General features: G+C 66.0%; 21 protein-coding genes and 1 tRNA gene. 10 read left to right on the plus strand and 12 right to left on the minus strand.

Going from position 1 to position 20,414, the window contains the following annotated elements; genetic code table 11:
- Positions 1-97: 97 nt before the first annotated feature.
- Positions 98-172 (minus strand) — tRNA-Thr (locus tag MKI88_RS03850).
- A gap of 102 nt (positions 173-274) precedes the next feature.
- Here MKI88_RS03850 and MKI88_RS03855 point away from each other — a divergent pair.
- Positions 275-427 carry a hypothetical protein gene (locus MKI88_RS03855; protein WP_241629632.1) on the plus strand — a complete coding sequence of 51 codons (153 nt, stop codon included), beginning with the start codon at positions 275-277 and terminating at the stop codon, positions 425-427.
- A gap of 149 nt (positions 428-576) precedes the next feature.
- Positions 577-2,103: an aldehyde dehydrogenase family protein gene (locus MKI88_RS03860; protein ID WP_348636232.1), complete on the plus strand. Its 1,527-nt coding sequence runs from the start codon at positions 577-579 to the stop codon at positions 2,101-2,103.
- A gap of 212 nt (positions 2,104-2,315) precedes the next feature.
- Here the strand turns inward: MKI88_RS03860 and MKI88_RS03865 are convergent, their stop codons facing one another.
- Complete coding sequence (locus MKI88_RS03865; RefSeq protein WP_241629633.1) at positions 2,316-3,362, minus strand: CaiB/BaiF CoA-transferase family protein; 1,047 nt, start codon at positions 3,360-3,362, stop codon at positions 2,316-2,318.
- A 90-nt stretch (positions 3,363-3,452) separates the two neighbouring features.
- Here MKI88_RS03865 and MKI88_RS03870 point away from each other — a divergent pair, with 90 nt between their 5' ends.
- Positions 3,453-4,736, plus strand: coding sequence for an amidohydrolase family protein (locus tag MKI88_RS03870; RefSeq protein ID WP_241629634.1), 1,284 nt, complete (start codon positions 3,453-3,455; stop codon positions 4,734-4,736).
- On the opposite strand, the gene MKI88_RS03875 is transcribed toward MKI88_RS03870, so the two are convergent.
- The 3 genes from MKI88_RS03875 to hemC are packed head-to-tail and all read right to left on the minus strand — an operon-like array spanning position 4,733 to position 7,289.
- Complete coding sequence (locus MKI88_RS03875; RefSeq protein ID WP_241629635.1) at positions 4,733-5,668, minus strand: hypothetical protein; 936 nt, start codon at positions 5,666-5,668, stop codon at positions 4,733-4,735. The two genes, MKI88_RS03870 and MKI88_RS03875, sit on opposite strands and share 4 nt — an antisense overlap.
- Positions 5,665-6,366: a uroporphyrinogen-III synthase gene (locus MKI88_RS03880; protein ID WP_241629636.1), complete on the minus strand. Its 702-nt coding sequence runs from the start codon at positions 6,364-6,366 to the stop codon at positions 5,665-5,667. The genes MKI88_RS03875 and MKI88_RS03880 overlap by 4 nt, the downstream gene beginning before the upstream one ends.
- Entirely contained in the window at positions 6,363-7,289 is a 927-nt protein-coding gene (gene hemC / locus MKI88_RS03885; RefSeq protein ID WP_241629637.1) for a hydroxymethylbilane synthase, read from the minus strand. Before hemC ends, MKI88_RS03880 begins: the two co-directional genes overlap by 4 nt.
- Positions 7,290-7,332: 43 nt before the next feature.
- Between hemC and tsaD the strand changes: the two genes are divergently transcribed.
- Entirely contained in the window at positions 7,333-8,367 is a 1,035-nt protein-coding gene (tsaD, locus tag MKI88_RS03890; protein ID WP_241629638.1) for a tRNA (adenosine(37)-N6)-threonylcarbamoyltransferase complex transferase subunit TsaD, read from the plus strand.
- The gene (locus tag MKI88_RS03895) at positions 8,364-9,344 is read left to right on the plus strand and encodes an NAD(P)H-dependent glycerol-3-phosphate dehydrogenase (protein ID WP_241629639.1); all 981 of its coding nucleotides are present in this window, start codon (positions 8,364-8,366) and stop codon (positions 9,342-9,344) included. Before tsaD ends, MKI88_RS03895 begins: the two co-directional genes overlap by 4 nt.
- Before the next feature lie 212 nt (positions 9,345-9,556).
- Here MKI88_RS03895 and MKI88_RS03900 read toward each other — a convergent pair whose 3' ends face one another.
- Positions 9,557-10,279 (minus strand): DNA alkylation repair protein, encoded by a 723-nt coding sequence (locus MKI88_RS03900; RefSeq protein ID WP_241629640.1) that lies wholly within the window; start codon positions 10,277-10,279, stop codon positions 9,557-9,559.
- Between the two features lie 197 nt (positions 10,280-10,476).
- Here MKI88_RS03900 and MKI88_RS03905 point away from each other — a divergent pair, with 197 nt between their 5' ends.
- From MKI88_RS03905 to MKI88_RS03915, 3 genes are read left to right on the plus strand one after another with little or no spacing between them, the layout of a single operon-like run.
- Positions 10,477-10,767, plus strand: coding sequence for a phasin family protein (locus MKI88_RS03905; protein WP_241629641.1), 291 nt, complete (start codon positions 10,477-10,479; stop codon positions 10,765-10,767).
- A gap of 7 nt (positions 10,768-10,774) precedes the next feature.
- Positions 10,775-12,007, plus strand: coding sequence for an FAD-dependent oxidoreductase (locus MKI88_RS03910; protein WP_241629642.1), 1,233 nt, complete (start codon positions 10,775-10,777; stop codon positions 12,005-12,007).
- Between the two features lie 11 nt (positions 12,008-12,018).
- Complete coding sequence (locus MKI88_RS03915; protein ID WP_241629643.1) at positions 12,019-12,651, plus strand: Pr6Pr family membrane protein; 633 nt, start codon at positions 12,019-12,021, stop codon at positions 12,649-12,651.
- Here the strand turns inward: MKI88_RS03915 and MKI88_RS03920 are convergent.
- Entirely contained in the window at positions 12,634-13,536 is a 903-nt protein-coding gene (locus tag MKI88_RS03920; protein WP_241629644.1) for an AraC family transcriptional regulator, read from the minus strand. The two genes, MKI88_RS03915 and MKI88_RS03920, sit on opposite strands and share 18 nt — an antisense overlap.
- Before the next feature lie 209 nt (positions 13,537-13,745).
- Between MKI88_RS03920 and MKI88_RS03925 the strand changes: the two genes are divergently transcribed.
- Positions 13,746-14,480, plus strand: a complete 735-nt coding sequence (locus MKI88_RS03925; RefSeq protein WP_241629645.1) for an SDR family oxidoreductase — start codon at positions 13,746-13,748, stop codon at positions 14,478-14,480.
- Positions 14,481-14,503: 23 nt separating this feature from the next.
- Here MKI88_RS03925 and MKI88_RS03930 read toward each other — a convergent pair whose 3' ends face one another.
- The 5 genes from MKI88_RS03930 to MKI88_RS03950 all read right to left on the minus strand — a co-directional run bounded on the left by MKI88_RS03930 (position 14,504) and on the right by MKI88_RS03950 (position 19,777).
- The gene (locus tag MKI88_RS03930) at positions 14,504-15,061 is read right to left on the minus strand and encodes a GNAT family N-acetyltransferase (protein ID WP_241629646.1); all 558 of its coding nucleotides are present in this window, start codon (positions 15,059-15,061) and stop codon (positions 14,504-14,506) included.
- A gap of 171 nt (positions 15,062-15,232) precedes the next feature.
- On the minus strand, positions 15,233-16,399 hold the full coding sequence (locus MKI88_RS03935; RefSeq protein ID WP_241629647.1) for an aminotransferase class V-fold PLP-dependent enzyme: 1,167 nt from the start codon (positions 16,397-16,399) through the stop codon (positions 15,233-15,235).
- A complete protein-coding gene (locus tag MKI88_RS03940; RefSeq protein WP_241629648.1) occupies positions 16,396-17,208 on the minus strand; it encodes a tryptophan 2,3-dioxygenase in 813 nt (270 codons plus the stop codon). The genes MKI88_RS03935 and MKI88_RS03940 overlap by 4 nt, the downstream gene beginning before the upstream one ends.
- A 97-nt stretch (positions 17,209-17,305) precedes the next feature.
- Positions 17,306-19,396: a bifunctional (p)ppGpp synthetase/guanosine-3',5'-bis(diphosphate) 3'-pyrophosphohydrolase gene (locus MKI88_RS03945; protein ID WP_241629660.1), complete on the minus strand. Its 2,091-nt coding sequence runs from the start codon at positions 19,394-19,396 to the stop codon at positions 17,306-17,308.
- A 63-nt stretch (positions 19,397-19,459) separates the two neighbouring features.
- Complete coding sequence (locus MKI88_RS03950) at positions 19,460-19,777, minus strand: CC_3452 family protein (protein ID WP_241629649.1); 318 nt, start codon at positions 19,775-19,777, stop codon at positions 19,460-19,462.
- Between the two features lie 115 nt (positions 19,778-19,892).
- Here MKI88_RS03950 and MKI88_RS03955 point away from each other — a divergent pair, with 115 nt between their 5' ends.
- Positions 19,893-20,396, plus strand: a complete 504-nt coding sequence (locus MKI88_RS03955; RefSeq protein ID WP_241629650.1) for a helix-turn-helix domain-containing protein — start codon at positions 19,893-19,895, stop codon at positions 20,394-20,396.
- Positions 20,397-20,414: the final 18 nt, after the last annotated feature.

A 20,414-nucleotide genomic window follows, 5' to 3' on the forward strand; every position in this document is an offset into this window, starting at 1 on the left:
TCTCCGAATCGGAATAGGCGCGCTCGACGCGATTTTTCGCCGTCAGAACATTGGAAGCCCTACCCCATGAAGGGGTTGATTTCCATTTAGGGGGAAATGGTGCTGCCGGTGAGGATTGAACTCACGACCTCAGCCTTACCAAGGATGCGCTCTACCACTGAGCTACGGCAGCACTTTCCGCGGAACCGCGAACAGGAGCGCGCCTATGGCGAATGCATGGACGTTCGTCAAGGCGTGCTTGCGGGCCTGACGACGATCTGCTTGGAAATGATCCATGAGCAAGGCGGATGACGAGCGCGCGCGGCGACTGGCCGAGGCGTTGAGGCAGAATCTGAGACGGAGAAAGGCGCAGGCACGTGGCGCTGCCGGGGAGGCATCGCGAACACCCGACGCTGACGGCGGACAAAGCGAAGACCCGACCGGATAGTCCCGGTGTCGCCAAGCGCAGGACGCTGCACTAGGCCTTGAATAGAGCCTGATTCACGCTTTCGGCGGAAGCGCGAGGCGCTTCCACCTCAAACGATCAGGCTCTATATGCGCGGGCAACACCCACATTCCGATTGAAAGAGCCCCGCCGTGGCACTGACCCATGATTCCGAAAACCTGCCGAGCGTCGCAGCGCTGTTCGCCGAAATGGGCATCGCGCTCCCTCCGGTCACTGGCGAGACACTCGTCACCACCTCTCCGGTCGACGGCGCGCAACTCGCACGACTGAGCCAGCACAGCACGGCTGACGGCCAGGCCGCGATCGCGCGCGCCGAAACCGCCTTCCGCGCCTGGCGCGCGGTGCCCGCACCACGGCGCGGGCAACTGGTGCGGATCTATGGCGACCTGTTGCGCGCGCACAAGGAGCCGCTGGCGCGAATCATCAGCCTGGAATGCGGCAAGATCCTGACCGAAGCGCGCGGCGAGGTGCAGGAGGTGATCGACATCTGCGAATTCGCCACGGGCCTGTCGCGCCAGCTCCACGGTCTGGTCATCGCCACCGAGCGGCCGGGGCACAAGCTGCTCGAAAGCTGGCATCCGATGGGCGTGTTCGGGCAGATCACCGCGTTCAACTTTCCCGCGGCGGTCTGGGCCTGGGGAACGATGGTGGCGCTGGTCTGCGGCAATGCCGCGATCTGGAAGCCGTCCGAAAAGACGCCGCTCACCGCGCTTGCCTGCACCTTGCTGTTCGAGAAGGCCGCCGCCGAATTCGGCGATGCGCCCGACCACCTGGTCCAGACGCTGATCGGCGGCGCCGAGCTTGGCGTTCTGCTCGCCGAGGACGTACGTGTGCCCGTGCTGAGCGCAACGGGGAGCACGCGCATGGGCCGCGATGTCGCAGTGCGCGTGGCAGGACGCTTCGGCCGTGCGATCCTCGAACTCGGCGGCAACAATGCCGCAATCGTGACACCCTCGGCGGATCTCGATCTCGCGACGCGCGGCATCGTGTTTTCGGCGGCGGGCACCGCGGGCCAGCGCTGCACCACGCTCAGGCGGCTGATCGTGCACGAATCGCTCAGGGAGACGCTCGTCGCGCGGCTCAAGGCGGCCTTTGCATCGCTCACCATCGGCAGTCCGCTCGATGAGGCGAGCCATGTCGGGCCGCTGATCGACGGGCAGGCCTACGACGCGATGCAGGCAGCGCTCGCCTCGGCGCGCGCCGAGGGCGGCAAGGTCTCGGGCGGCGAGCGCGTCGAGGTGCCGGGCGCCGGCCATTATGTCCGCCCCGCGCTGGTCGAGATGCCCGCACAGACCGACATCGTCCGCGAGGAGACCTTCGCGCCGATCCTCTATGTGCTGAGCTATCGCGACTTCGATGAGGCGATCGCGCTCCAGAACGGCGTGCCGCAAGGGCTGTCCTCGGCGATCTTCACGCGCGACGTGCGCGAGGCCGAACTGTTCCAGTCGGCCACCGGAAGCGACTGCGGAATCGCCAACGTCAATATCGGGACGAGCGGCGCCGAGATCGGCGGCGCGTTCGGCGGTGAAAAGGCGACGGGCGGCGGTCGCGCGGCGGGCTCGGACACCTGGAAGAATTACATGCGCCGAGCGACCAACACCATCAACTATTCGAACGAACTGCCGCTCGCGCAGGGCGTGAAGTTCGACATCGGCTAAAGCACTGTGCCCTAAATGAGATCCGCTCATCCTGAGGAGGGGCTGAGCGAAGGCGAAGCATGTCCTGAGCGGCCGCCGCAGGTGGGCAGCCGAAGGGACCCGTCTCGAAGGACCAGCCTGGTGCGTCCTTCGAGACACCGTTTCGCCAGGCTCAACGGCTCCTCAGGATGAGCGGAAAGATGCGGTCGATTCAGAGCGCGATGCCCCGGGGTTCATTCGGCCATGCGCGGCGGGGTGAGGGTCAGCCCTGAATAGCGCGGCGCGGGGGCGGGCTGGACAACGCCCCCCGCCTCGACAAAGGTGCCGCGCGCGACATTGTGCGGATGCGCCACCGCCTCGTCGAAATCGAGCACGGGGGCAAAGCAGATGTCGGTGCCCTCCATCAGCGCGCACCATTCATCGCGCGTGCGCGTCCTGAACAGCGCGGCGAGCTTCGCCTTGAGCGCGGGCCAGCGCCGTGGATCGAGCTGCGCGTCGAAATCGGCATCCTCGACCAGCCCCGCCTTGTCGCGCAGCAGCGCATAGAATTGCGGTTCGATCGACCCGATCGAGACATATTTGCCGTCAGCGGTCTCGTAGCTGTCGTAGAAATGCGCGCCGGTATCGAGCAGATTTTCGCCGCGTGCGCCGCCCCACATGCCCTGTGCGCGAAAGCCCCAGATCATCGCCATCAGCAACGCCGAGCCGTCGGTCATCGCGCAATCGACGACCTGACCTTCGCCTCCGCGCTGGACATGCAGCAATGCGGCAAGCATCCCGAAGGCGAGCATCATCGCGCCGCCGCCGAAATCGCCGACCATGTTGATCGGGGGCGTCGGCCTTTCTCCGGCATGGCCAAAGGCGTGGAGCGCGCCCGAGAGCGCGATATAGTTGATGTCGTGCCCTGCGGCGGGCGCGAGCGGCCCCGTCTGTCCCCAGCCCGTCATGCGGCCATAGACCAGCCGGGGATTGTCGGCGAGGAGCACATTGGGGCCGAGACCCAGCCGCTCCATCACGCCGGGGCGAAAACCCTCGATCAGTCCGTCCGCCGATCGCACCAGATCCCGGACCGCCGCGATCCCCTCGGGCGACTTGAGATCCAGCGCGATTGTCGTGCGCGAACGCAGCAGCGGATCGCGCGCCGCGCGTGGATCCTTCGCGCCCGCGCGCTCGATGCGGATCACCTCGGCGCCATGGTCGGCAAGCATCATGCCCGCAAAGGGCCCCGGGCCGATGCCCGCCATCTCGACAATGCGAATCCCCTCAAGCGGTCCCGGCATCGTCTCTCTCCCTTGCGCAATGGGCTTGCTTGCTCTCAGTTGGGCAGAGACTAAGGCGACTGACGCTAACGTCAACGGAAAGAGGGGCGCATGAGGAGTATTTTCGTAGCCGGGATCGTCGTCGCGCTCATGGGGTCGGCGGCGGCGCCCGCCATTGCGGGAACCGTTTATGTCCATGCGGGCCGGCTGATCGACGTCGAGCGCGGCCGCGTGCTCGCCGACCAGCGCATCCGCATCGACGACCAACGCATCGTCGCGGTCGAGCCCTGGTCGCCGCCGCCCGAGGGGAGCGAAATCGTCGACTGGACGCAAAAGACCGTGCTCCCCGGTCTGATCGACATGCACACGCATCTCGCCGACTGGGGACAGACCAATAATGTCGCCGAACCGCTGCTCCATTCGGCGCAGGAAGTGGCGCTGGTGGGCGCCGAAAATGCGCGCAAGACGCTGCTCGCAGGCTTTACCACCGTCCACGACGTCGGCTGCTTTCGCGCGTTTACCGATGTCGCGCTGCGCGACGCGATCAATGCCGGCCGCGTGACTGGCCCCCGCATGAATGTCGTCGGTGCCTATATCACCGTGCCCGGCGGCGGCGGCGAGGTGACGGGATTTGCGCCCGACGTCACGGTCCCTGCGGACATGCGCGTCGGCGTCTACACCGACGCCAATGATGCGAAGATCAGGACGCGCTACCTTTTCCAGCACGGCGTCGACAGCATCAAGATGATCGCGACGGGCGCGGTTCTTGCCGAGGGCACCGAACCCGGCCAGCTCGAAATGACGGCGGAGGATATTCGCGCGGTGACTGAGCAGGCTGCGATCCACAAAAGCTATGCGACCGCGCACGCGCACGGCGCCGAGGGGATCAGGACCGCAATCCTGAACGGCGTGCGCTCGATCGAGCACGCCTCGCTGATCGACGACGAGGGAATTCGGCTGGCGAAGGAGCGCGGCACATGGCTCGTGATGGACGTCTATAATGGCGACTATATCGACGAGATCGGCCGCAAGGAGGGCTGGCCCGAAGGGCATCTGCGCAAGAATCTCGAGACCACCGAGGCGCAGCGCCAGGGTTTTGCCAGGGCGGTGAAGGCCGGGGTCAAGATCGCCTATGGCACCGATGCCGGCGTCTATCCGCACGGGCTCAATGCGCGTCAGTTCGCCTATATGGTGCGCTTCGGGATGACGCCGATGCAGGCGATCCAGTCGGCCACGACGGTCGCCGCCGACCTGCTCGGCTGGCAAAAGGATGTCGGCGCGGTCGCACCCGGCCGCTATGCCGACATGATCGCGGTCGACGGCGACCCGATCGCGAACATAGCGGTGCTCGAAAAGCCGCCCGTCGTGATGAAGGGCGGCGTGATCGTCGACTAGGTGGTCGGCGCCTCTGCCCCTCCGGGTGCGAGCGCGGGCGAGGCCTCGGGAGCGGTCGGCGCGGGCAGTGCAGGTGCCGGGGTGCGTATGGTGCGCGGCGAAAGGATCGCGGCGGTCTCGATCGCGTCGAGCGCGCGGCGCGCCTCGATATAGCGGCGCGAGGCGGCCATCCAGTTCTCGGCCTTGGCGCGGCCGGGCATGCGCGCGACCTCGGCCAGCGCGGCGTCGACCTGCCCGCCCGCGAGCCGGCGCTTGGCGCGGCTCAGCCGTTCGGTCGGCGCAGGCGACGGCGTCCCCGCCTTGCGGATCACGAACAGCTCGCTCATCTCGCGGCGAAATCCGTCCCACCAGCTCGCATCGGCGCCACCGCCCGCGAGTTCGGGACCAAGTTCGTTGAGGCTGATCTGCAGCTCCTCGAGCGTGATCGGCTGGCGCGCGGCGGCGATCACGGTTGCGACTTCGCGCGGCTGGCTGTCGCCGAAGCGATCGCGCAGCTGCCCCTCAATATAGCCGAGCGCGACGCCGCGATCGAGCGCGCGGCGTGCGGCAAAGGCCACGAGCAGCCCTTCGGCGCGCGCCGCATTGCCCGACGCCGCCTCGGCGCTGACGCTGATACGCGCCATGCGCTGCTCGAGATCGCGCACACGCGCGGCCAGTTCGTCGGCGGCCTGAGGATCCACGACCGCGCGTACCGGCGGCGTTGCCGTCACCCCACCCTGCGGATCGATCTTGCGGTCGAGCGCGGCTACCGCATCGGTCCTGGCGGACGAGGCCTGACGTCCCGGAAAGCCCGCGCCGCCATTCCAGCTCTTCAGGAACCACCCCATCGCAACCAGCCCGGCAAGAAAGGCGATGACGACGGCGATGATGACCGTTCTGAAGGCACGCGTCGGCTTTGCGTCTCCCTCTATCGGCACATAGTCTCTGCTCATTGCGACCCGTCCCTCGAATTGTCCTTCTCTTGTTTGCACATGCGCGCGGCAATCGCCAGCAAAGCCTGATCGGTCGGGGCGTCGGCAATCGCGACCGCCTCCCAGCCATCACCCGCCGCAGCCGCGGCATTGGCGCTGATCGCGGCGAGCGGAATCCGGCCCCGATCGGCTACGAGTGCGGCCAGCCGCGCGGCGGCGCGCGGCGAATGCACCATCGCCACGGGCCGTCGCGTGATTGCTGCTTCAAACTCTTCGGGACACGCGATTTCGCGGGCGGCATAGACCGCGACGCGCTCGATCGTGAGACCGCAGGGATCGGGTTCGCGCCGATCCTCGCCGCACAAATGGAGCACGCGCCCCACGCCGTCACTAGCGAGAAGTTCGATCAGCCCGATTGCGTCACCGGGCCCGATGCGGACGTCATCGAACCCCGCTTCGGCAAGTGCCGCGGCGCTCGCCTCGCCGACCGCATAGGCGCGCAGCCCGGCATAGCGCCGCACTGCATCGCCGCCATGGCGCAGCGCATTGACGCTGGTCACCATCACCGCATCGAAGCGCGCCGGATCGGGCGCATCCCAGACGAGCGGCACGATCTCGAAAAGCGGCACCGCGATCGCGTCGAGCCCAAGCAGACGCGCACGCGAGACGGTCGCGGCGGTGCCGGGCTCGGGACGCAGCACGAGCAGCGGACGGCTCATCCCGTGAACAGCGCGCGCAATGCCGGGCCTGCGCGATCGAGCAGCGATTCGGCGAGCGCCCGCACCGCCGCGTCGTCGCCGATCGCGAAATGCGCCTCGCCGGACACATGCTCGACGCCGTCATTGCTCAGCAGCTCGGCGCGCAGCCACAGCCCGGCCGGTTCACGCAGCGCCAGCGCGGCGACGGGCGAGCGGCAATCGGCGCCGAGCCTTTCGAGCAGCAGTCGCTCGGCGGCGACGCAAAGATGCGTGTCCTCATGGTCGATCGCGCCCAGAAAGGCGCGAAGTTCGGTGCGGTCGGCGAGGCATTCGATCCCGACCGCCCCCTGCGAAGGCGCCGGAAGCATCTCGGCGACGGGGACGGCATGGCCGATGTCGCGCTGCCCGAGTCGGTCGAGACCGGCGGCGGCGAGCAGTGTCGCGTCCGCCTCGCCATGTTCAAGCTTTTCGAGCCGCGTCGCGACATTGCCGCGGAACAGCACGATCTCGAGATCGGGGCGTGCGCGCAGGATCTGCGCCGAGCGCCGGGGCGAACTGGTGCCGACGCGCCCCCCATTGGGGATGGACGCCACAGTGTCTGCGCCAATCAGCCGGTCGCGGACATCGGCGCGTTCGAGCATCGCGGCGATCACGATAACGGAGGGGCGGATCGTCTCGACATCCTTCATCGAGTGGACCGCGAAGTCGATGCGGCCATCTTCGAGCGCGCGGTCGAGTTCCTTGGTCCAAAGCGCCTTGCCGCCGACTTCCGCAAGCGCGCGGTCCTGAATCTTGTCGCCGCTGGTCTTGATCGGAACGATCTCGATCGCGTGGGAGCCAAGCTTATGGGCTGCAATCAGCGCGTCGCGCACCATATTGGCCTGGGTCATCGCCAGCGGCGATCCGCGCGTGCCGAGCTTCATCGTATCGGGAAGGGAGGTCATGGCGGGTTGTGCTAGCGATGAACGGCACTAGAGAAAAGGCACAATGGCACTCATCCTCGGCATAGAATCGAGCTGCGACGAGACCGCGGCGGCGGTGATCGACACCGACCGGCGCATTCTTTCGCACAAGCTGGCCGGGCAGGAGGCGGCGCATCGCCCCTATGGCGGCGTCGTGCCCGAGATCGCCGCGCGCGCGCATGTCGAGGCTTTGGAACCACTTGTCGCCGCCGCGCTCGACGAGGCCGGGGTCACGCTCGACGAGATCGACGCAATCGCCGCGACTGCGGGCCCGGGGCTGATCGGCGGCGTGATGGTCGGACTGGTCACCGCCAAGGCGCTCGCGCTCGCCGCGGACAAGCCGCTGATCGCGGTCAACCATCTCGAGGGCCATGCGCTCTCGCCGCGGCTTGCCGACGCCAAGCTGCAATTTCCCTATCTGCTGCTGCTCGTGTCGGGCGGGCATTGCCAGTTGCTCTTCGTCGAAGGCGTTGGCCGCTATCGGCGGCTCGCGACCACGATCGACGATGCAGCGGGCGAGGCCTATGACAAGACCGCCAAGCTGCTGGGCCTTGGCTTTCCCGGCGGCCCCGCGGTCGAGAAGGCCGCGCTCGAGGGCGATCCAAAGGCAGTAAAGCTGCCGCGCCCGCTCGTCGGCACGCCCGAGCCGCATTTCTCGTTCGCTGGACTCAAGAGCGCGGTGCTGCGCGCGCGCGATGCGGGCATCCACCGCACCGAGGACATCGCGGCCTCCTTCCAGCAGGCGGTGGTCGATTGCCTGATCGACCGGACGCGCCGCGCGATCGGAAACGCGCCGGGCGCAACCGCGCTGGTGGTCGCGGGCGGGGTGGCCGCCAACAAGACCGTACGCGCCGCACTCGAAACGCTGGCCGACGAGAACGCCCTGCCCTTTTTCGCGCCACCGCTCTGGCTCTGCACCGACAATGCGGCGATGATCGGCTGGGCGGGTGCCGAGCGCTTTCTCGAAGGACACAGCGATCCGCTCGATTTCGCGGCGCGGCCGCGCTGGCCGCTCGATCCGAATGCGGAAAAGGCGCGGGGAGCAGGGGTGAAGGCATGAAGATCGGGGTCATCGGTGGCGGCGCATGGGGCACCGCGCTCGCGCAGGTCGCGGCCGCAGGCGGCGAGGAGGTGCTGCTCTGGGCGCTTGAGCCCGACGTGGTGGGCGCGATCAACGGCAGCCACATCAATCCGCTATACCTGCCCGATGTGCCGCTATCGCCGGCGATCCGCGCGACGGGGGTGCTCGCCGACCTGTCCGACCGCGACGCGCTCCTCGTCGTGAGCCCCGCCCAGCATGTGCGCAGCGTGCTCGGCGGACTCGACGCCAAGGGCCGCGCGCTGATCCTGTGCGCCAAGGGGATCGAGGCAGGCACACAGAAGCTCGTCTCCGAGATCGCCGAGCAAACGCGGCCCGAGGCATCCATCGCGGTGCTGTCGGGACCGACCTTCGCCGCCGAGGTGGCAAAGGGCCTGCCGACCGCGGTCACGCTCGCCTGCGCCGACGCGACACTCGGCGACCGCATCGCCGCACGACTCGCACGCCCGCATTTTCGTACCTATGGCTCGACCGACGTGATCGGCGCCGAGATCGGCGGCGCGGTCAAGAATGTGCTCGCCATCGCCTGCGGCGTGGTCGAGGGGCGTGGGCTTGGCCTCAATGCCCGCGCCGCGCTGATCGCGCGCGGTTTTGCCGAAATGACGCGCTTCGGGGTCGCGCGCGGCGCACGCGCCGAGACCCTCGCGGGGTTGTCGGGCCTTGGCGACCTCGTCCTCACCTGCTCGTCGACCCAGTCGCGCAATTTCTCGCTTGGCAAGGGACTGGGCGAGGGTCGCCACGCCGCCGACCTCCTTGCCGATCGTCGCACTGTGGCCGAAGGCGCCTTCACCGCGCCCGTGCTGCAACAGGCGGCGCGCGCCGCACGCGTCGAGATGCCCGTCGTCGATGCGGTCTGCGCCTTGCTTTCGGGGGCAGCGACGGTCGATGCCGTGGTCGACGACCTCCTCGCGCGCCCCCTCCGCGCCGAGACGCATTAGCGTCCGATCGTTGAGGCTGATTCAGCCTGCGCGATCAGAGGTCTTTAGAGCATCGTGCGTCAAATCGGCCCCATCTCCGCTCATCCTGAGGAGGGGCTGAGCGAAGGCGAAGACCCGTCTCGAAGGACCGGCAAGGTACGTTCTTCGAGACACCGTTTCGCCAGGCTCAACGGTTCCTCAGGATGAGCGGATCTCATTTGGCGCACGATGCACTAACCGGGCTTCTTCGCCAGCCGCTCCTGAAGCTTCGGGCTGGTAAGCGCCTTCAGCGCATCCTTGCCCACCCAGCGCGGTGCGGGGGCTTTCGACGCGGCCAGCCGCCCGGCGACGCTGATTGCCTCGGCGTTGAGCAGCCGCCGGCGTCCGCCGATGGCGCGCAACGCCCAATTGACTCCCTTCTTCACGAAATTACGATCGTCTTCGGCGGCGGGTTCGATCAGCGCCAGCGCAGCGAGAAAGGGTTCATCGGGCAGCCCCTTGCCATGGAGCGCGACGCTCGCCAGCAGCGCGAAGGACGCGCGCTTGACGAACTCCTCGTCGCGCGCGGCCCATGCGTGGATCCGGTCAAACGCGTGCGGTGTCCGGTCCCAGAGCGAAAAGCACAGCGTGTCGCAAATGGCCCAGTTGTCGAAATCCGCAGCCCAGCGGTCCATCTGCGCCGGAGTGACCGCAGTGACCTCGTCGACATAGGCGCACAGCATCCGCGCCTCGTAACAGCCTGTGTCCCACAGCGCCTCGGCAAGCGCATGGCTGCGCCCCAGCCGCTTTGCGAGCGCCTGGATCGTCGCCATCTTCACGCCAAAGGCCTTGTCCGTATGGATGGCGTAGCGCGGGCCCAGGCTGTCACGATAAACCCGATCGCCCTCGGCCTCGAAGGTGGCAAAGGCAAGGCGCATGGCCGCGTCGACGGATAGTGTGGCTGCTGGTGCCGGCATTGCGCGCCTCCCTCGCGGACAATTCAATGCCGGCGTCGTCACGTCAACCTTGACGCTTGTGCGCCCCGCCGGATTCGGCAATCTTGGCAGGACAATAGGGGAGAGGGATTTGACGAAGACCGCCTCCGTTCAAATGCCGCGCGGTGTGCCGATCTTCGATCATCTCCACTCGATTGCGACGTGAGGAGGAGAGGATCATGGGTGAAGGAAAATCAGGCACCGAGGCGCTGACCGAGGCGGGCAAGAAGGCCGCCGAGAATTCGAGCGCGATCAGCCTCAAGATGATCGACCATGCCGAAACCAACACGCGCGAGGCCTTTGCCGCGATGCGCGCCGCAGCGCAGGCATCAAGCCTCTCCGAAGTGCTCCGCATCCAGGGCGATTTCATCCGCGATCAGGGCGTGCGCAGCATGTCGCTTGCGCGCGAGGTGGGCGAGATGATCGTCCAGTTCGGCAAGGAATCGCTCAACCCGCCGGACAAGGGCTGACGCCGCGATGCCCGGGCTGACGCGTCGGGCGGCCCTTGGCGTCGGCGCCGGAGCGCTGGCCTCGTCCGCGCTCGGCGCTGCAACGCAGAGCCATGACGCGATCGTCGTGGGTGCGGGGGTTTTTGGCGCGTGGACTGCCGCAAAGTTGCAGGATCAGGGCAAGCGCGTGTTGCTGCTCGATGCCTGGGGCCCGGCGCATGCGCGCGCCTCCTCGGGCGGCGAATCGCGGATGACGCGCGGGAGCTATGGTGCCGATGCGGTCTATACGCGGATGGCGTGGGACTCGCTCGCCGACTGGAAGGCGCTTTCGGATACGGCGGGTTTGCCGATATTCCACAAGACCGGGGTGCTCTTCTTTTTCGCCAGACGCGAGGCCTTTGTCGACCAGTCGATCGCGGTCCACCGCGAACTGAAGCTGCCCACCCAGCGGCTCGACGCGACGCAGATGCGCACGCGCTTCCCGCAGATCGACTTCACGGGCGTCGAACTCGGCCTGTACGAGCCCGAATTCGGTGCGCTCATGGCGCGGCGCGCGGTGCAGACACTGGTCGACCGCTTCGTCCGCACCGGAGGGCAATATCGCCGGGCGGTAATCGTGCCGCCCGACCCCGCCGCACAGCGGCTCGACCATCTGGCGACGACGAGCGGAGAGACGCTGTCTGCGGCGCGCTTCGTCTTTGCGTGCGGCCCCTGGCTGCCAAGGCTCTTTCCCGACATTCTCGGCAACCGGATCCTTCCGACGCGTCAGGAGGTGTTCTTTTTCGCTACGCCGCCCGGCGACGACCGCTTCGGTCCCGCGCGCCTGCCCGGCTGGGCCGATTTCAATAACGGCGATATCTATTACGGCTTCCCCGACCTCGAAGCGCGCGGATTCAAGATCGCGCATGACGCGCATGGACCACCGATCGACCCCGATACCGTCGATCGCACGCCCTCGCCTGCGGCTCTCGCCGAGGTCCGCACGTTCATGGCGCGCCGCTTCCCGCTGCTGGCCCGTGCCCCGCTGAGCGAGGCGCGCGTCTGCCAATATGAGAACAGCGCGAATGGCGACCTGCTCATCGACCGGCATCCGCGCTGGACGAATGCCATCCTCGTCGGCGCCGGATCGGGACATGGCTTCAAACATGGTCCCGCGGTCGGCCGCTATGCCGCCGCGCTGGCCACTGATACGCTCGCCAGTGCGGAACCCCGCTTTTCGCTCGCCTCCAAGGGCGAAACGCAGGCGCGTGCCGTGCACTGAAGGGGAAGCGAATGTCGCCAGGCAGGAGTATCGCGGCACTGGGGCTCGTGCTCGGAACCGGCACGCTGCTGCTTCAGTTCGCGCTCACTGTCTCGAGCGCGATCGACGCGGGACGCAGCCTGCCCGGCGCGATCGTCTTCTTCTTCAGCTTCTTTACGATCCTGACCAATATCGGCGTCGTGCTCGTGTATCTTGCCGAACTGCGGCCCGGCCTGCGCTTCTTCCGCGAACCTGTGCACCGCGCGACACTGGCGGCGGCGATAATGTTCGCGATGATGTTCTACCATCTGATGCTCGCGCGCATTTGGGATCCGCTGGGCCTGTTCCGCGTCGCGGACGCCACGCTCCACTATCTGCTTCCCGTATTCTACCTGCTCTGGTGGACGGGCTTCGCCGCGCACCGGCATCTCCAGTGGAGCGCGCTGCCGCGCATGCTCGCCTATCCCGTGCTCTATGTGATCTGGGTGATGGCGCGCGGCGCGGTGGTCGACGAATATCCCTATCCGGTGCTCGACGTGCAGCAGCTCGGCTATCCGCACATTCTCGCCAACATCGCGCTACTTTTCGTACTGTTCGCGGCACTATGCGCGGTCTTCATCACGATCGACCGCCTTATCCCTGCGCGATCAGGCCCCCATCGCTAGGCCCGGCTCCGCGCGCAGCCGCTCGGCGTCCTGCACCGGCGGTGCGCCGAACAGCCGGCGATATTCGCGACTGAACTGCGAAGGGCTGTCATAGCCCACCTCATGTCCCGCGCTCGCCGCATCCATGCCGCGCGAGAGCATCAGCGTACGCGCTTCCTGGAGCCTGATCTGCTTTTGATACTGGAGTGGGCTCATCGCCGTCACCGCCTTGAAATGCTGATGCAGCGTGGACGGGCTCATGCGCGCCTCCGCCGCCAGCGTCTCGATCCTGAAGGGCCGGGCATAGTTGCGCCTGATCCAGCCGATGGCCCGGTTGACCTGATGGAGCCGACTGTCCGCCAGCGCGATCTGGCGCACATGCGCGCTCTGCTCACCCATCAGCAGGCGATAGAGAATCTCGCGTTCGATGAGCGGGGCCAACACCGCTATGTCCCCGGGCGTGTCTAGGAGCCGCACCATCCGGATCACCGCATCGAGCAGTTCGGGCGTGACCGCGCTCAGTCCCAGCGCGGGGCCCGTCGATTCCCGCGCCGCCGGGATCACGGGCGCTTCCATCATGATTGCGCTGAGGCTTGCAGGATCGAGCGCGAGCTTGAAGCCCAGATACGGCACCTCGGGACTTGCCTCGAGCACATGACCCGAAATCGGAAGATCGAGCGAGGCGACCAGATAATGCGCCGGATCGTAGATGAGCGTCCGGTCCGCCAGGATCACGCGCTTGCGTCCCTGGACGATGATGCCCAGCGCGGGATCATGAACGCTGTGCACCGGGTCTGTCGGGTGCGACAGGCGCATGAGCTTCATGCGGGGGATCGGCGTTTCGAGCGTCCCGTCCTCGACGACGAATCGTTCAATCAGGCGGGCAAGTTCGGCATTGGTCTGCATGGCGATTCTCCGCCATTTCAGGTGGCATTTGGGGTTGCGTCACGCAAGGGCGCAGCGGATGCCCGAAACCAGTTCCGGAGAATCGTGCAAGAATTTCGGAGTTCCCGACTACCGCATATCTGCGGGCACACGGCATAAGAGGATCAGGCCGGAGCGCCCGTTTCGCGGCGCGCGGCTCCCTGACATATCGACAGACGAGGAACGGCACCATGTGCAACGTGAGGGACAAGGTCGTGCTTATCACCGGCGCCTCGAGCGGCATCGGCGAAGCCACCGCAAAGCATCTGGCGCGACGCGGCGCGCATGTGGTGCTGGGCGCACGGCGCGAATCACGGCTGCAGTCGCTGGTCGACACGATCTGGTCCGACAGCGGATCGGCGCGCTGGCGGGCGCTCGACGTCACCGATCTCGCCAGCATGCAGGCCTTTGTCGACTTCGCGCTCGCCGAGTTCGGCCGCATCGACGCGGTCGTGAACAATGCGGGACTGATGCCGCTTTCACCCTTCGACGCGCTCAGGATCGACGAATGGAATTGCATGATCGACGTCAACATCCGCGGCGTGCTCCACGGCATTGCGGCGGCGCTGCCCGTGATGAAGCGTCAGGGTTTCGGGCAATTCGTGAATATCGCCTCGATCGCTGGGCATCGCGTGATTCCGGCGGGAGGCGTCTACAGCGCGACCAAATACGCAGTGCGCGCCATCTCGGAAGGCTTGCGCCTCGAAAATCGCGATATCCGCGTTTCGATCATCTCGCCCGGTCCGGTCGAATCCGAACTGGGCCAGACGATCACGCACGAGGAAACCGCGAGAAAAGTAGACGATCTGCGGAAGATGGCAATTTCACCTGATTCGATCGCGCGCGCCACCGCCTTCGCGATCGAGCAGCCCGAGGATGTCGATATCAGTGAAATCCTCGTGCGACCGACGATCAGCACAATGTGAGCGCTGCTGCCCGCGGCGGCGGCTCAGGCCACCAGCCGCGCGGCCGCGCGCTCGACTGTCTGGCTCAGCACGATCAGGTCGTGCGTCACACCGTCGCGGCCCATCACATGGTCGGCGAGCAGCGCCTCGCGTACGAAACCAAGGTCCTCGAACAGCGCAATCGCCGCGGTCTGGTCGGGCGTCATCCTCGCGATGAGCTTCCTGAGGTCGCGTTGGAGCGCCATGCGAAAGCTCTCCTCGAGCATCGCCCGGCCCAGGCCAACACCGCGCAGCTTGGGGCTCACCAGCAACCGAAGTTCGCCGACATGCGTCGACCAGCCAAGTGGATCGCGGACGAGCGCGGAGGTGCCGACGACGCCAGATGGCGCCTCGGCGATCAGGCTGTCGATGAAACCGTCCTCGATTTCGGCAAGCCAGGCGTCCACGACCTTGCGGTGCTTGAGGTCGCGATCAAGGAACAGCAGGTCGTGCTCGGGCAGCGACCGCGCGAATTTGAGCATTGCATCGAGGTCGTCCGCCCGGAAACGCCTGAGCGTCACCACCTTGCCGCTGCATTCGATCGTCTTGGGCAAATCATTCACAGCAAATGCTCCTGAAGCCAAGCCTTGCCGATCGGCAGCCCCTCTTCGAAACCTTGTGCCACACCGCAGAATACGCCTGCCTTGACGTAGAACAAATGCCTGCGCCGATCAGCCCGCCAGCGCAACGATCAGGCGCTGAACACACGGCGTCCCCGTGCTGGTGCCCGGGGATCATGGCATTGCTGTTACGCTCCGCGTTCGTTCCAGAAACCGCTCGATGTCCGAGGCGTCGTGATAGAGGCCGAGGCCGATGCGCAGCACATCGCCGCGCACGTCGACGGTGATCCGCGCGTCGGCCAGCTGGCGATACCAGGGCTGCGCGTTGACCGAACGCAGCGCAAGAAAGCGTGCATGCGCGCGATCTTCGAGCGGGTTGAGCAGTTCGGCTTCGGCAAAGGGCGTCCGCGCGAGCCGCTCGGCCAGCCGCTGCTGGAGCGCATGGACATGCGCCGCAATCGCCGCGGTCGTCAGCCCCTCGCGCGCAAGCATCTCGCGCACCGCGACGAACCGGTAGAGCCCCGACGGATCGAAGGTCGCGCCGAGGAAGCGGCGCGCATCGGGGGCATATCCAACCGACCCCGGGGGCAGCGACAGATCATCGAACTCGGCATACCAGCCGCTGATCTCGGGGCGCAGGCCAAAGCCCGGCGGGCAATGCATGAAGCCAACGCCCTCGCCCGCCATCGCATATTTATAGCCGCCCGCGACGTAGAAGAGGCGATCGGCCACCGCCGAAAGATCGGTCTCCACCGCCATGAAGCCGTGATAGCCGTCGATGACGACCCAGCGCCCCTCGGGATCCGCCAGCGGTGCGAGTTCACCGAAGCGATCGAACACATGGCCAGTATTGAAGAATACATGGCTGACGAAGATCAGGTCATGGCTGCCCTTGCGCGCCGCCTCGAGGAAGCGGTCCGCAAAGCTGGCAAAGGGCTCGACGGGCACGGTGTCCAGCACGATCCGGCCCGATTCGACCCATCGCGCCGCCTGCCGGCGAAAGCTGTGGAATTCGCCATCGCTCGACAGCACACGTACCGGCCGCTCCCCGCGCGCCGAAAGCAGACGCAGCATAAGTTCGTGCGTGCTGGAGGCGAAGACGATGGTCGCGGGATCGGGAAGTCTGAGTTCGGCGGCGACCTGCGTCTGCGCGGCGGGCCAGACCTCGCCCATCACCTTGTCCCATTTGCGATCGGCAAGGAAGGCGCCGTCCTCCCAGCAGCGTCGATGCCCCTCGAAGCTCGCATCGGGCCAGAGATGGTGCGAATGCGCCGCGAGATGCAGCCGCCCCTCGGCTTCGTGTGCGCCGAGCGCCTGCGCGAACAGATGCTTGTGGCTCATAGTTGCGTCCGGAGCGTCCAGAGCTCGGGGAAGGCGCGCTTGCCGACGGTCGACTGGAGATACTGGACGCCCGCGGTGCCGCCCGTGCCACGCTTGAAGCCAATGACCCGCTCGACGGTCTGGGCATGCTTGTGGCGCCATGTGGCGAGCGCGTCGTCGAGATCGACGAGCTTTTCCGCCAGCTGGTACAAATTCCAGTATCGCCCTGTGTCGCGATACACCTCGGCCCAGGCCGCCTCGACCGCGGGATCGGGCTGATAGGGCGCTGACCAGTCGCGCTCGGTCGCGCTGTCGGGGACTGCAATTCCTGCGCGGGCGAGCGCACGATTGGCTTCGTCCCAGAGGCTCGGCGCTTCGAGCGCCGCGCGCATCGCGGCCTGCGCATGCGGCCGGTCTTCCTGATAGCGCAGAAAGGCGCCGTCCTTGAGACCGAGCAGATATTCGACGGTGCGGAACTGGTCGGACTGGAAGCCGGAGCTCGTACCCAGAACGTGCCGGAACTGCGAATAGTCGCTTGGCGTCATCGTCGCGAGAATGTCCCAGCTCAGCGTCATTACCGCCTGAATGCGCGAGACGCGCGCCAGTCCCTTGTAAACGGGAACAAGCGCGTCGGCGCGGATCTGGTCGAGCGCGAGCTTGAGCTCGGCGATCATCTGCTTGAGCCAGAGTTCCTTGGTCTGGTGGATGATGACGAACAGCAGCTCGTCATGGCGGTCGGAAACCGGATGCTGGGCGGACAACAGGTCGTCGAGCGCGAGATAGCGCGCATAGGTCATGTTTTTGGCAGGGCTGTCGTGGTCGTCTGTCATGAAATGTCTCGAATGGATGGAATGGAGCTCTCTCGCGCCAGCCTATCGCGTTCGGCGCCGCCCGAAAAGGACCGCGCAATATCATTTCAGAAACGCGCTAGATTCGTTCAGCCTGACTGACGGCGTCGGCCGCGCGCAACGCCGCCAATATCCGCATCAGATGGTGAACGTCGTTCACCTCCAGATCTACCGCGAAGGTGTGGAAGCTGCCGTCGCGGTTTTCGAGGCGCAGGTTGAGGATATTCGCCTTGTGCGTACCAAAGATCCCCGCCATGACCGCGAGCGCGCCGGGCTCGTTCTTGATGACGACGCTCAACCGCGCGGTGCTGCTGTCCGACGTCTCGCCCCAGGCGAGATCGATCCAGTCGGCGTCGACGCCGTCCGAAAGCGTCTCGCAATCAATGGTGTGGACCTCGATCCCCTCATTGGGACGCCGCAGGCCGACGATGCGGTCGCCGCGCACGGGGTGGCAGCATTCAGCGAGGCTGAACGCCACGCCGGGGGTGAGCCCGCGGATCGAGATCGCCTCGCGCTGCGCGGGCGCATGGCCGCCGGGTGCGCTGCTGCCCGCGGAGCCCGGCATCAGCGCTTCCATCACCTCCACGTCGGAGATCATCTGCCGCGCGATCGCCTCCATCAGCGCCGCTTCGTCCGGTTTCTTCAGTCGCTTCAGCGCCTGATTCAGCGCCTCGGGGCCAAGCTGGGTGGGCAGCCTTTTCACGATCTCGTCATAGATCTTGCGGCCGAGCGCGATCGTCTCGTCGCGTTCCTTGTGGCGGACATAGCGGCGGATCGCCGCGCGCGCCTTGCCCGTCACCACGAAATTGAGCCAGCCGGGTTGCGGTTCCTGCCCCTTGGATTTCAGGATCTGGACCTGATCGCCATTTTCGAGCGGAGTCCTGAGCGGCACGACGCGGCCATTGACCTTGGCGCCGACGGTCTGGTCGCCGAGATCGGTATGCACTGCATAGGCGAAGTCGATGGGCGTCGCGCCCTTGGGCAGCTGGTAGAGTTCCCCTTTGGGGGTGAAGGCGAAGATCCGGTCCTGATACATCGCCATGCGCGTGTGCTCGAGGAGTTCCTCGGCGCTGTCGGCGGTCTCCAGAATTTCGAGCAGGTCGCGGATCCACCCCGCCTGGCCATCGGGCTGGTCGTGCTGCTTGTATGCCCAGTGCGCGGCGAGCCCGAATTCGGCCTGTGCGTGCATGGCCTTCGAACGAATCTGGATCTCGATCCGCGTCTCACCCGCATGGATGATCGTGGTGTGGAGCGATTTGTAGCCGTTGCGCTTGGGGGTCGAGATGAAATCCTTGAAGCGCCCCGGCACCATCGGCCAGCGCTGGTGGATCACGCCCAAGGCGCGATAGCAGGCGTCGGAATCCTCGGCGATGACGCGGAATGCCATGATGTCCGACAATTGCTCGAAGCTGATGTGCCGTTCGGCCATCTTCTTCCAGATAGAATAAGGATGCTTCTCGCGCCCAGAGACCTCGACCTCGATACCCGCGCGGCTCAGCAGCAGCTTCAGCCCCGAGCTGATCTTGGCGATCCGGTCGCCCCCGCCCTCCTGGAGCTGTTCGAGCCGCTTGGTGATCGACGCATAGGCTTCGGGCTCGAGATGCTGGAAGGCGAGCGTCTGCATCTCCTTCATGAACTCGTACATCCCGATCCGCTCGGCGAGCGGCGCATAGATGTCCATCGTCTCCCTGGCGATGCGCCGGCGCTTCTCCTCATTCTTGATGAAGTGCAGCGTGCGCATGTTGTGCAGCCGGTCGGCGAGCTTGACGAGCAGCACGCGGATATCGTCGGACATGGCGAGCAGGAATTTGCGGAGGTTCTCCGCCGCGCGCTCGCTCTCGGTCTGCGCCTCGATCTTCGACAATTTGGTGACGCCGTCGACGAGCCGGGCGACATTGGGCCCGAAGATCTTCTCGATCTCCTCCTGCGTCGTCAGCGTATCCTCGATCGTATCGTGGAGGATCGCGGTCGCAATCGTCTCGTCGTCGAGACGCAGGTCGGTCAGGATGCCTGCCACCTCGATGGGATGGCTGAAATAGGGATCGCCCGAGGCACGCTTCTGGCTGCCATGCATCTGCATGGAAAAGACATAGGCGCGGTTGAGCAACGCCTCATCGGCGTCGGGGTCGTAGGAGAGGACCCGGTCTACAAGTTCATATTGCCTCAGCACGCGACGCATTTGGGGGCGCGTGCCGGTGCATTGCAACTGTTTGTTGCGGATTTCCGCGCGGAATTATGCCTTGGCGTTGCACTTGGCGAGCGCCTCGGCACCGAACTCCTCGGTGCCCGCACGGAACGAGGCCAGCTCGCCGACCTCCTTGACGAGCGATTCGCAGACAAAGGCAGCGCGGCTCTTGCCCTTGCTCGCAGAAGCGCAGCCATTGCCGTCACACTTCCAGATCGTATCGCGCACGACGAGGCTGCCGGAGGCGGAGGCCGCGACAGGTTTCGCGGCATAGAAGCTGCCGGCCGGCTGGGCGGAAGCGGCGGTCGCCGAGAGCAGCAGGAAAGAAGCCGCCGCGGAGGCGAACATGGGAGCAAAGCGGATCATGGATTGCGTCCTTGGCAATTTAGGTTGCGAATCACTACCTATCAGGATCAATTGCAAGTTGCAACTTAAAACCCATATAAGTTGCATGACAGAAATTTTACGGTAGATTTGAGTGATGGGCCTGAGAGAACCACTGAAAGAACTCGCGCAGCACGAATGCGGGCTTCCGTGCGCGCTTGAGGCGATGGGCGAGAAATGGTCGTTCCTGATCCTGCGCGCCGCGTTCAACCGGATCTGTCATTTCGAGGAGTTCCAGTCGGAGCTGGGCATCGCGCGCAACATTCTTGCCAACCGGCTTTCGCGACTGGTCGAGCACGGCATATTGATGCGCCAGCCGCTCGCCGAGGATCGCCGCAAGATCGAATATCGCCTGACGCAAAAGGGCGCGGCGCTGCTGCCCGCGATGCTCGCGCTCAGGCAATGGGGCGAGCGCTGGGAATCGGGCACCCCCTCCACCCCCGTGCTCGTCGACAAGCAGGATCTCCAGCCAATCCGCCCGATCACGATCCGCGCGCACGATGATCGCGAGCTCCGGCTCGAGGATCTGTGCTGGATGCATGCCGAGGAAATTCGCGCGATCGGCGAGACCAAGCAGCCGCTGACCGACAAGGCTGCCTGAGGCATCATCACTCCAACG

The sequence above is a fragment of the Sphingomonas sp. LaA6.9 genome, from assembly GCF_022601895.1.
GTDB lineage: Bacteria > Pseudomonadota > Alphaproteobacteria > Sphingomonadales > Sphingomonadaceae > Sphingobium_A.

Bases quoted from the DNA above. Each gene is read 5' to 3' on its own strand.
- MKI88_RS03855 (WP_241629632.1), top strand. From the start codon at position 275: ATGAGCAAGGCGGATGACGAGCGCGCGCGGCGACTGGCCGAGGCGTTG.
- MKI88_RS03865 (WP_241629633.1), bottom strand. From the start codon at position 3,362: ATGCCGGGACCGCTTGAGGGGATTCGCATTGTCGAGATGGCGGGCATC.
- MKI88_RS03870 (WP_241629634.1), top strand. From the start codon at position 3,453: ATGAGGAGTATTTTCGTAGCCGGGATCGTCGTCGCGCTCATGGGGTCG.
- MKI88_RS03875 (WP_241629635.1), bottom strand. From the start codon at position 5,668: ATGAGCAGAGACTATGTGCCGATAGAGGGAGACGCAAAGCCGACGCGT.
- MKI88_RS03880 (WP_241629636.1), bottom strand. From the start codon at position 6,366: ATGAGCCGTCCGCTGCTCGTGCTGCGTCCCGAGCCCGGCACCGCCGCG.
- hemC (WP_241629637.1), bottom strand. From the start codon at position 7,289: ATGACCTCCCTTCCCGATACGATGAAGCTCGGCACGCGCGGATCGCCG.
- tsaD (WP_241629638.1), top strand. From the start codon at position 7,333: ATGGCACTCATCCTCGGCATAGAATCGAGCTGCGACGAGACCGCGGCG.
- MKI88_RS03895 (WP_241629639.1), top strand. From the start codon at position 8,364: ATGAAGATCGGGGTCATCGGTGGCGGCGCATGGGGCACCGCGCTCGCG.
- MKI88_RS03900 (WP_241629640.1), bottom strand. From the start codon at position 10,279: ATGCCGGCACCAGCAGCCACACTATCCGTCGACGCGGCCATGCGCCTT.
- MKI88_RS03905 (WP_241629641.1), top strand. From the start codon at position 10,477: ATGGGTGAAGGAAAATCAGGCACCGAGGCGCTGACCGAGGCGGGCAAG.
- MKI88_RS03910 (WP_241629642.1), top strand. From the start codon at position 10,775: ATGCCCGGGCTGACGCGTCGGGCGGCCCTTGGCGTCGGCGCCGGAGCG.
- MKI88_RS03915 (WP_241629643.1), top strand. From the start codon at position 12,019: ATGTCGCCAGGCAGGAGTATCGCGGCACTGGGGCTCGTGCTCGGAACC.
- MKI88_RS03920 (WP_241629644.1), bottom strand. From the start codon at position 13,536: ATGCAGACCAATGCCGAACTTGCCCGCCTGATTGAACGATTCGTCGTC.
- MKI88_RS03925 (WP_241629645.1), top strand. From the start codon at position 13,746: ATGTGCAACGTGAGGGACAAGGTCGTGCTTATCACCGGCGCCTCGAGC.
- MKI88_RS03935 (WP_241629647.1), bottom strand. From the start codon at position 16,399: ATGAGCCACAAGCATCTGTTCGCGCAGGCGCTCGGCGCACACGAAGCC.
- MKI88_RS03940 (WP_241629648.1), bottom strand. From the start codon at position 17,208: ATGACAGACGACCACGACAGCCCTGCCAAAAACATGACCTATGCGCGC.
- MKI88_RS03950 (WP_241629649.1), bottom strand. From the start codon at position 19,777: ATGATCCGCTTTGCTCCCATGTTCGCCTCCGCGGCGGCTTCTTTCCTG.
- MKI88_RS03955 (WP_241629650.1), top strand. From the start codon at position 19,893: ATGGGCCTGAGAGAACCACTGAAAGAACTCGCGCAGCACGAATGCGGG.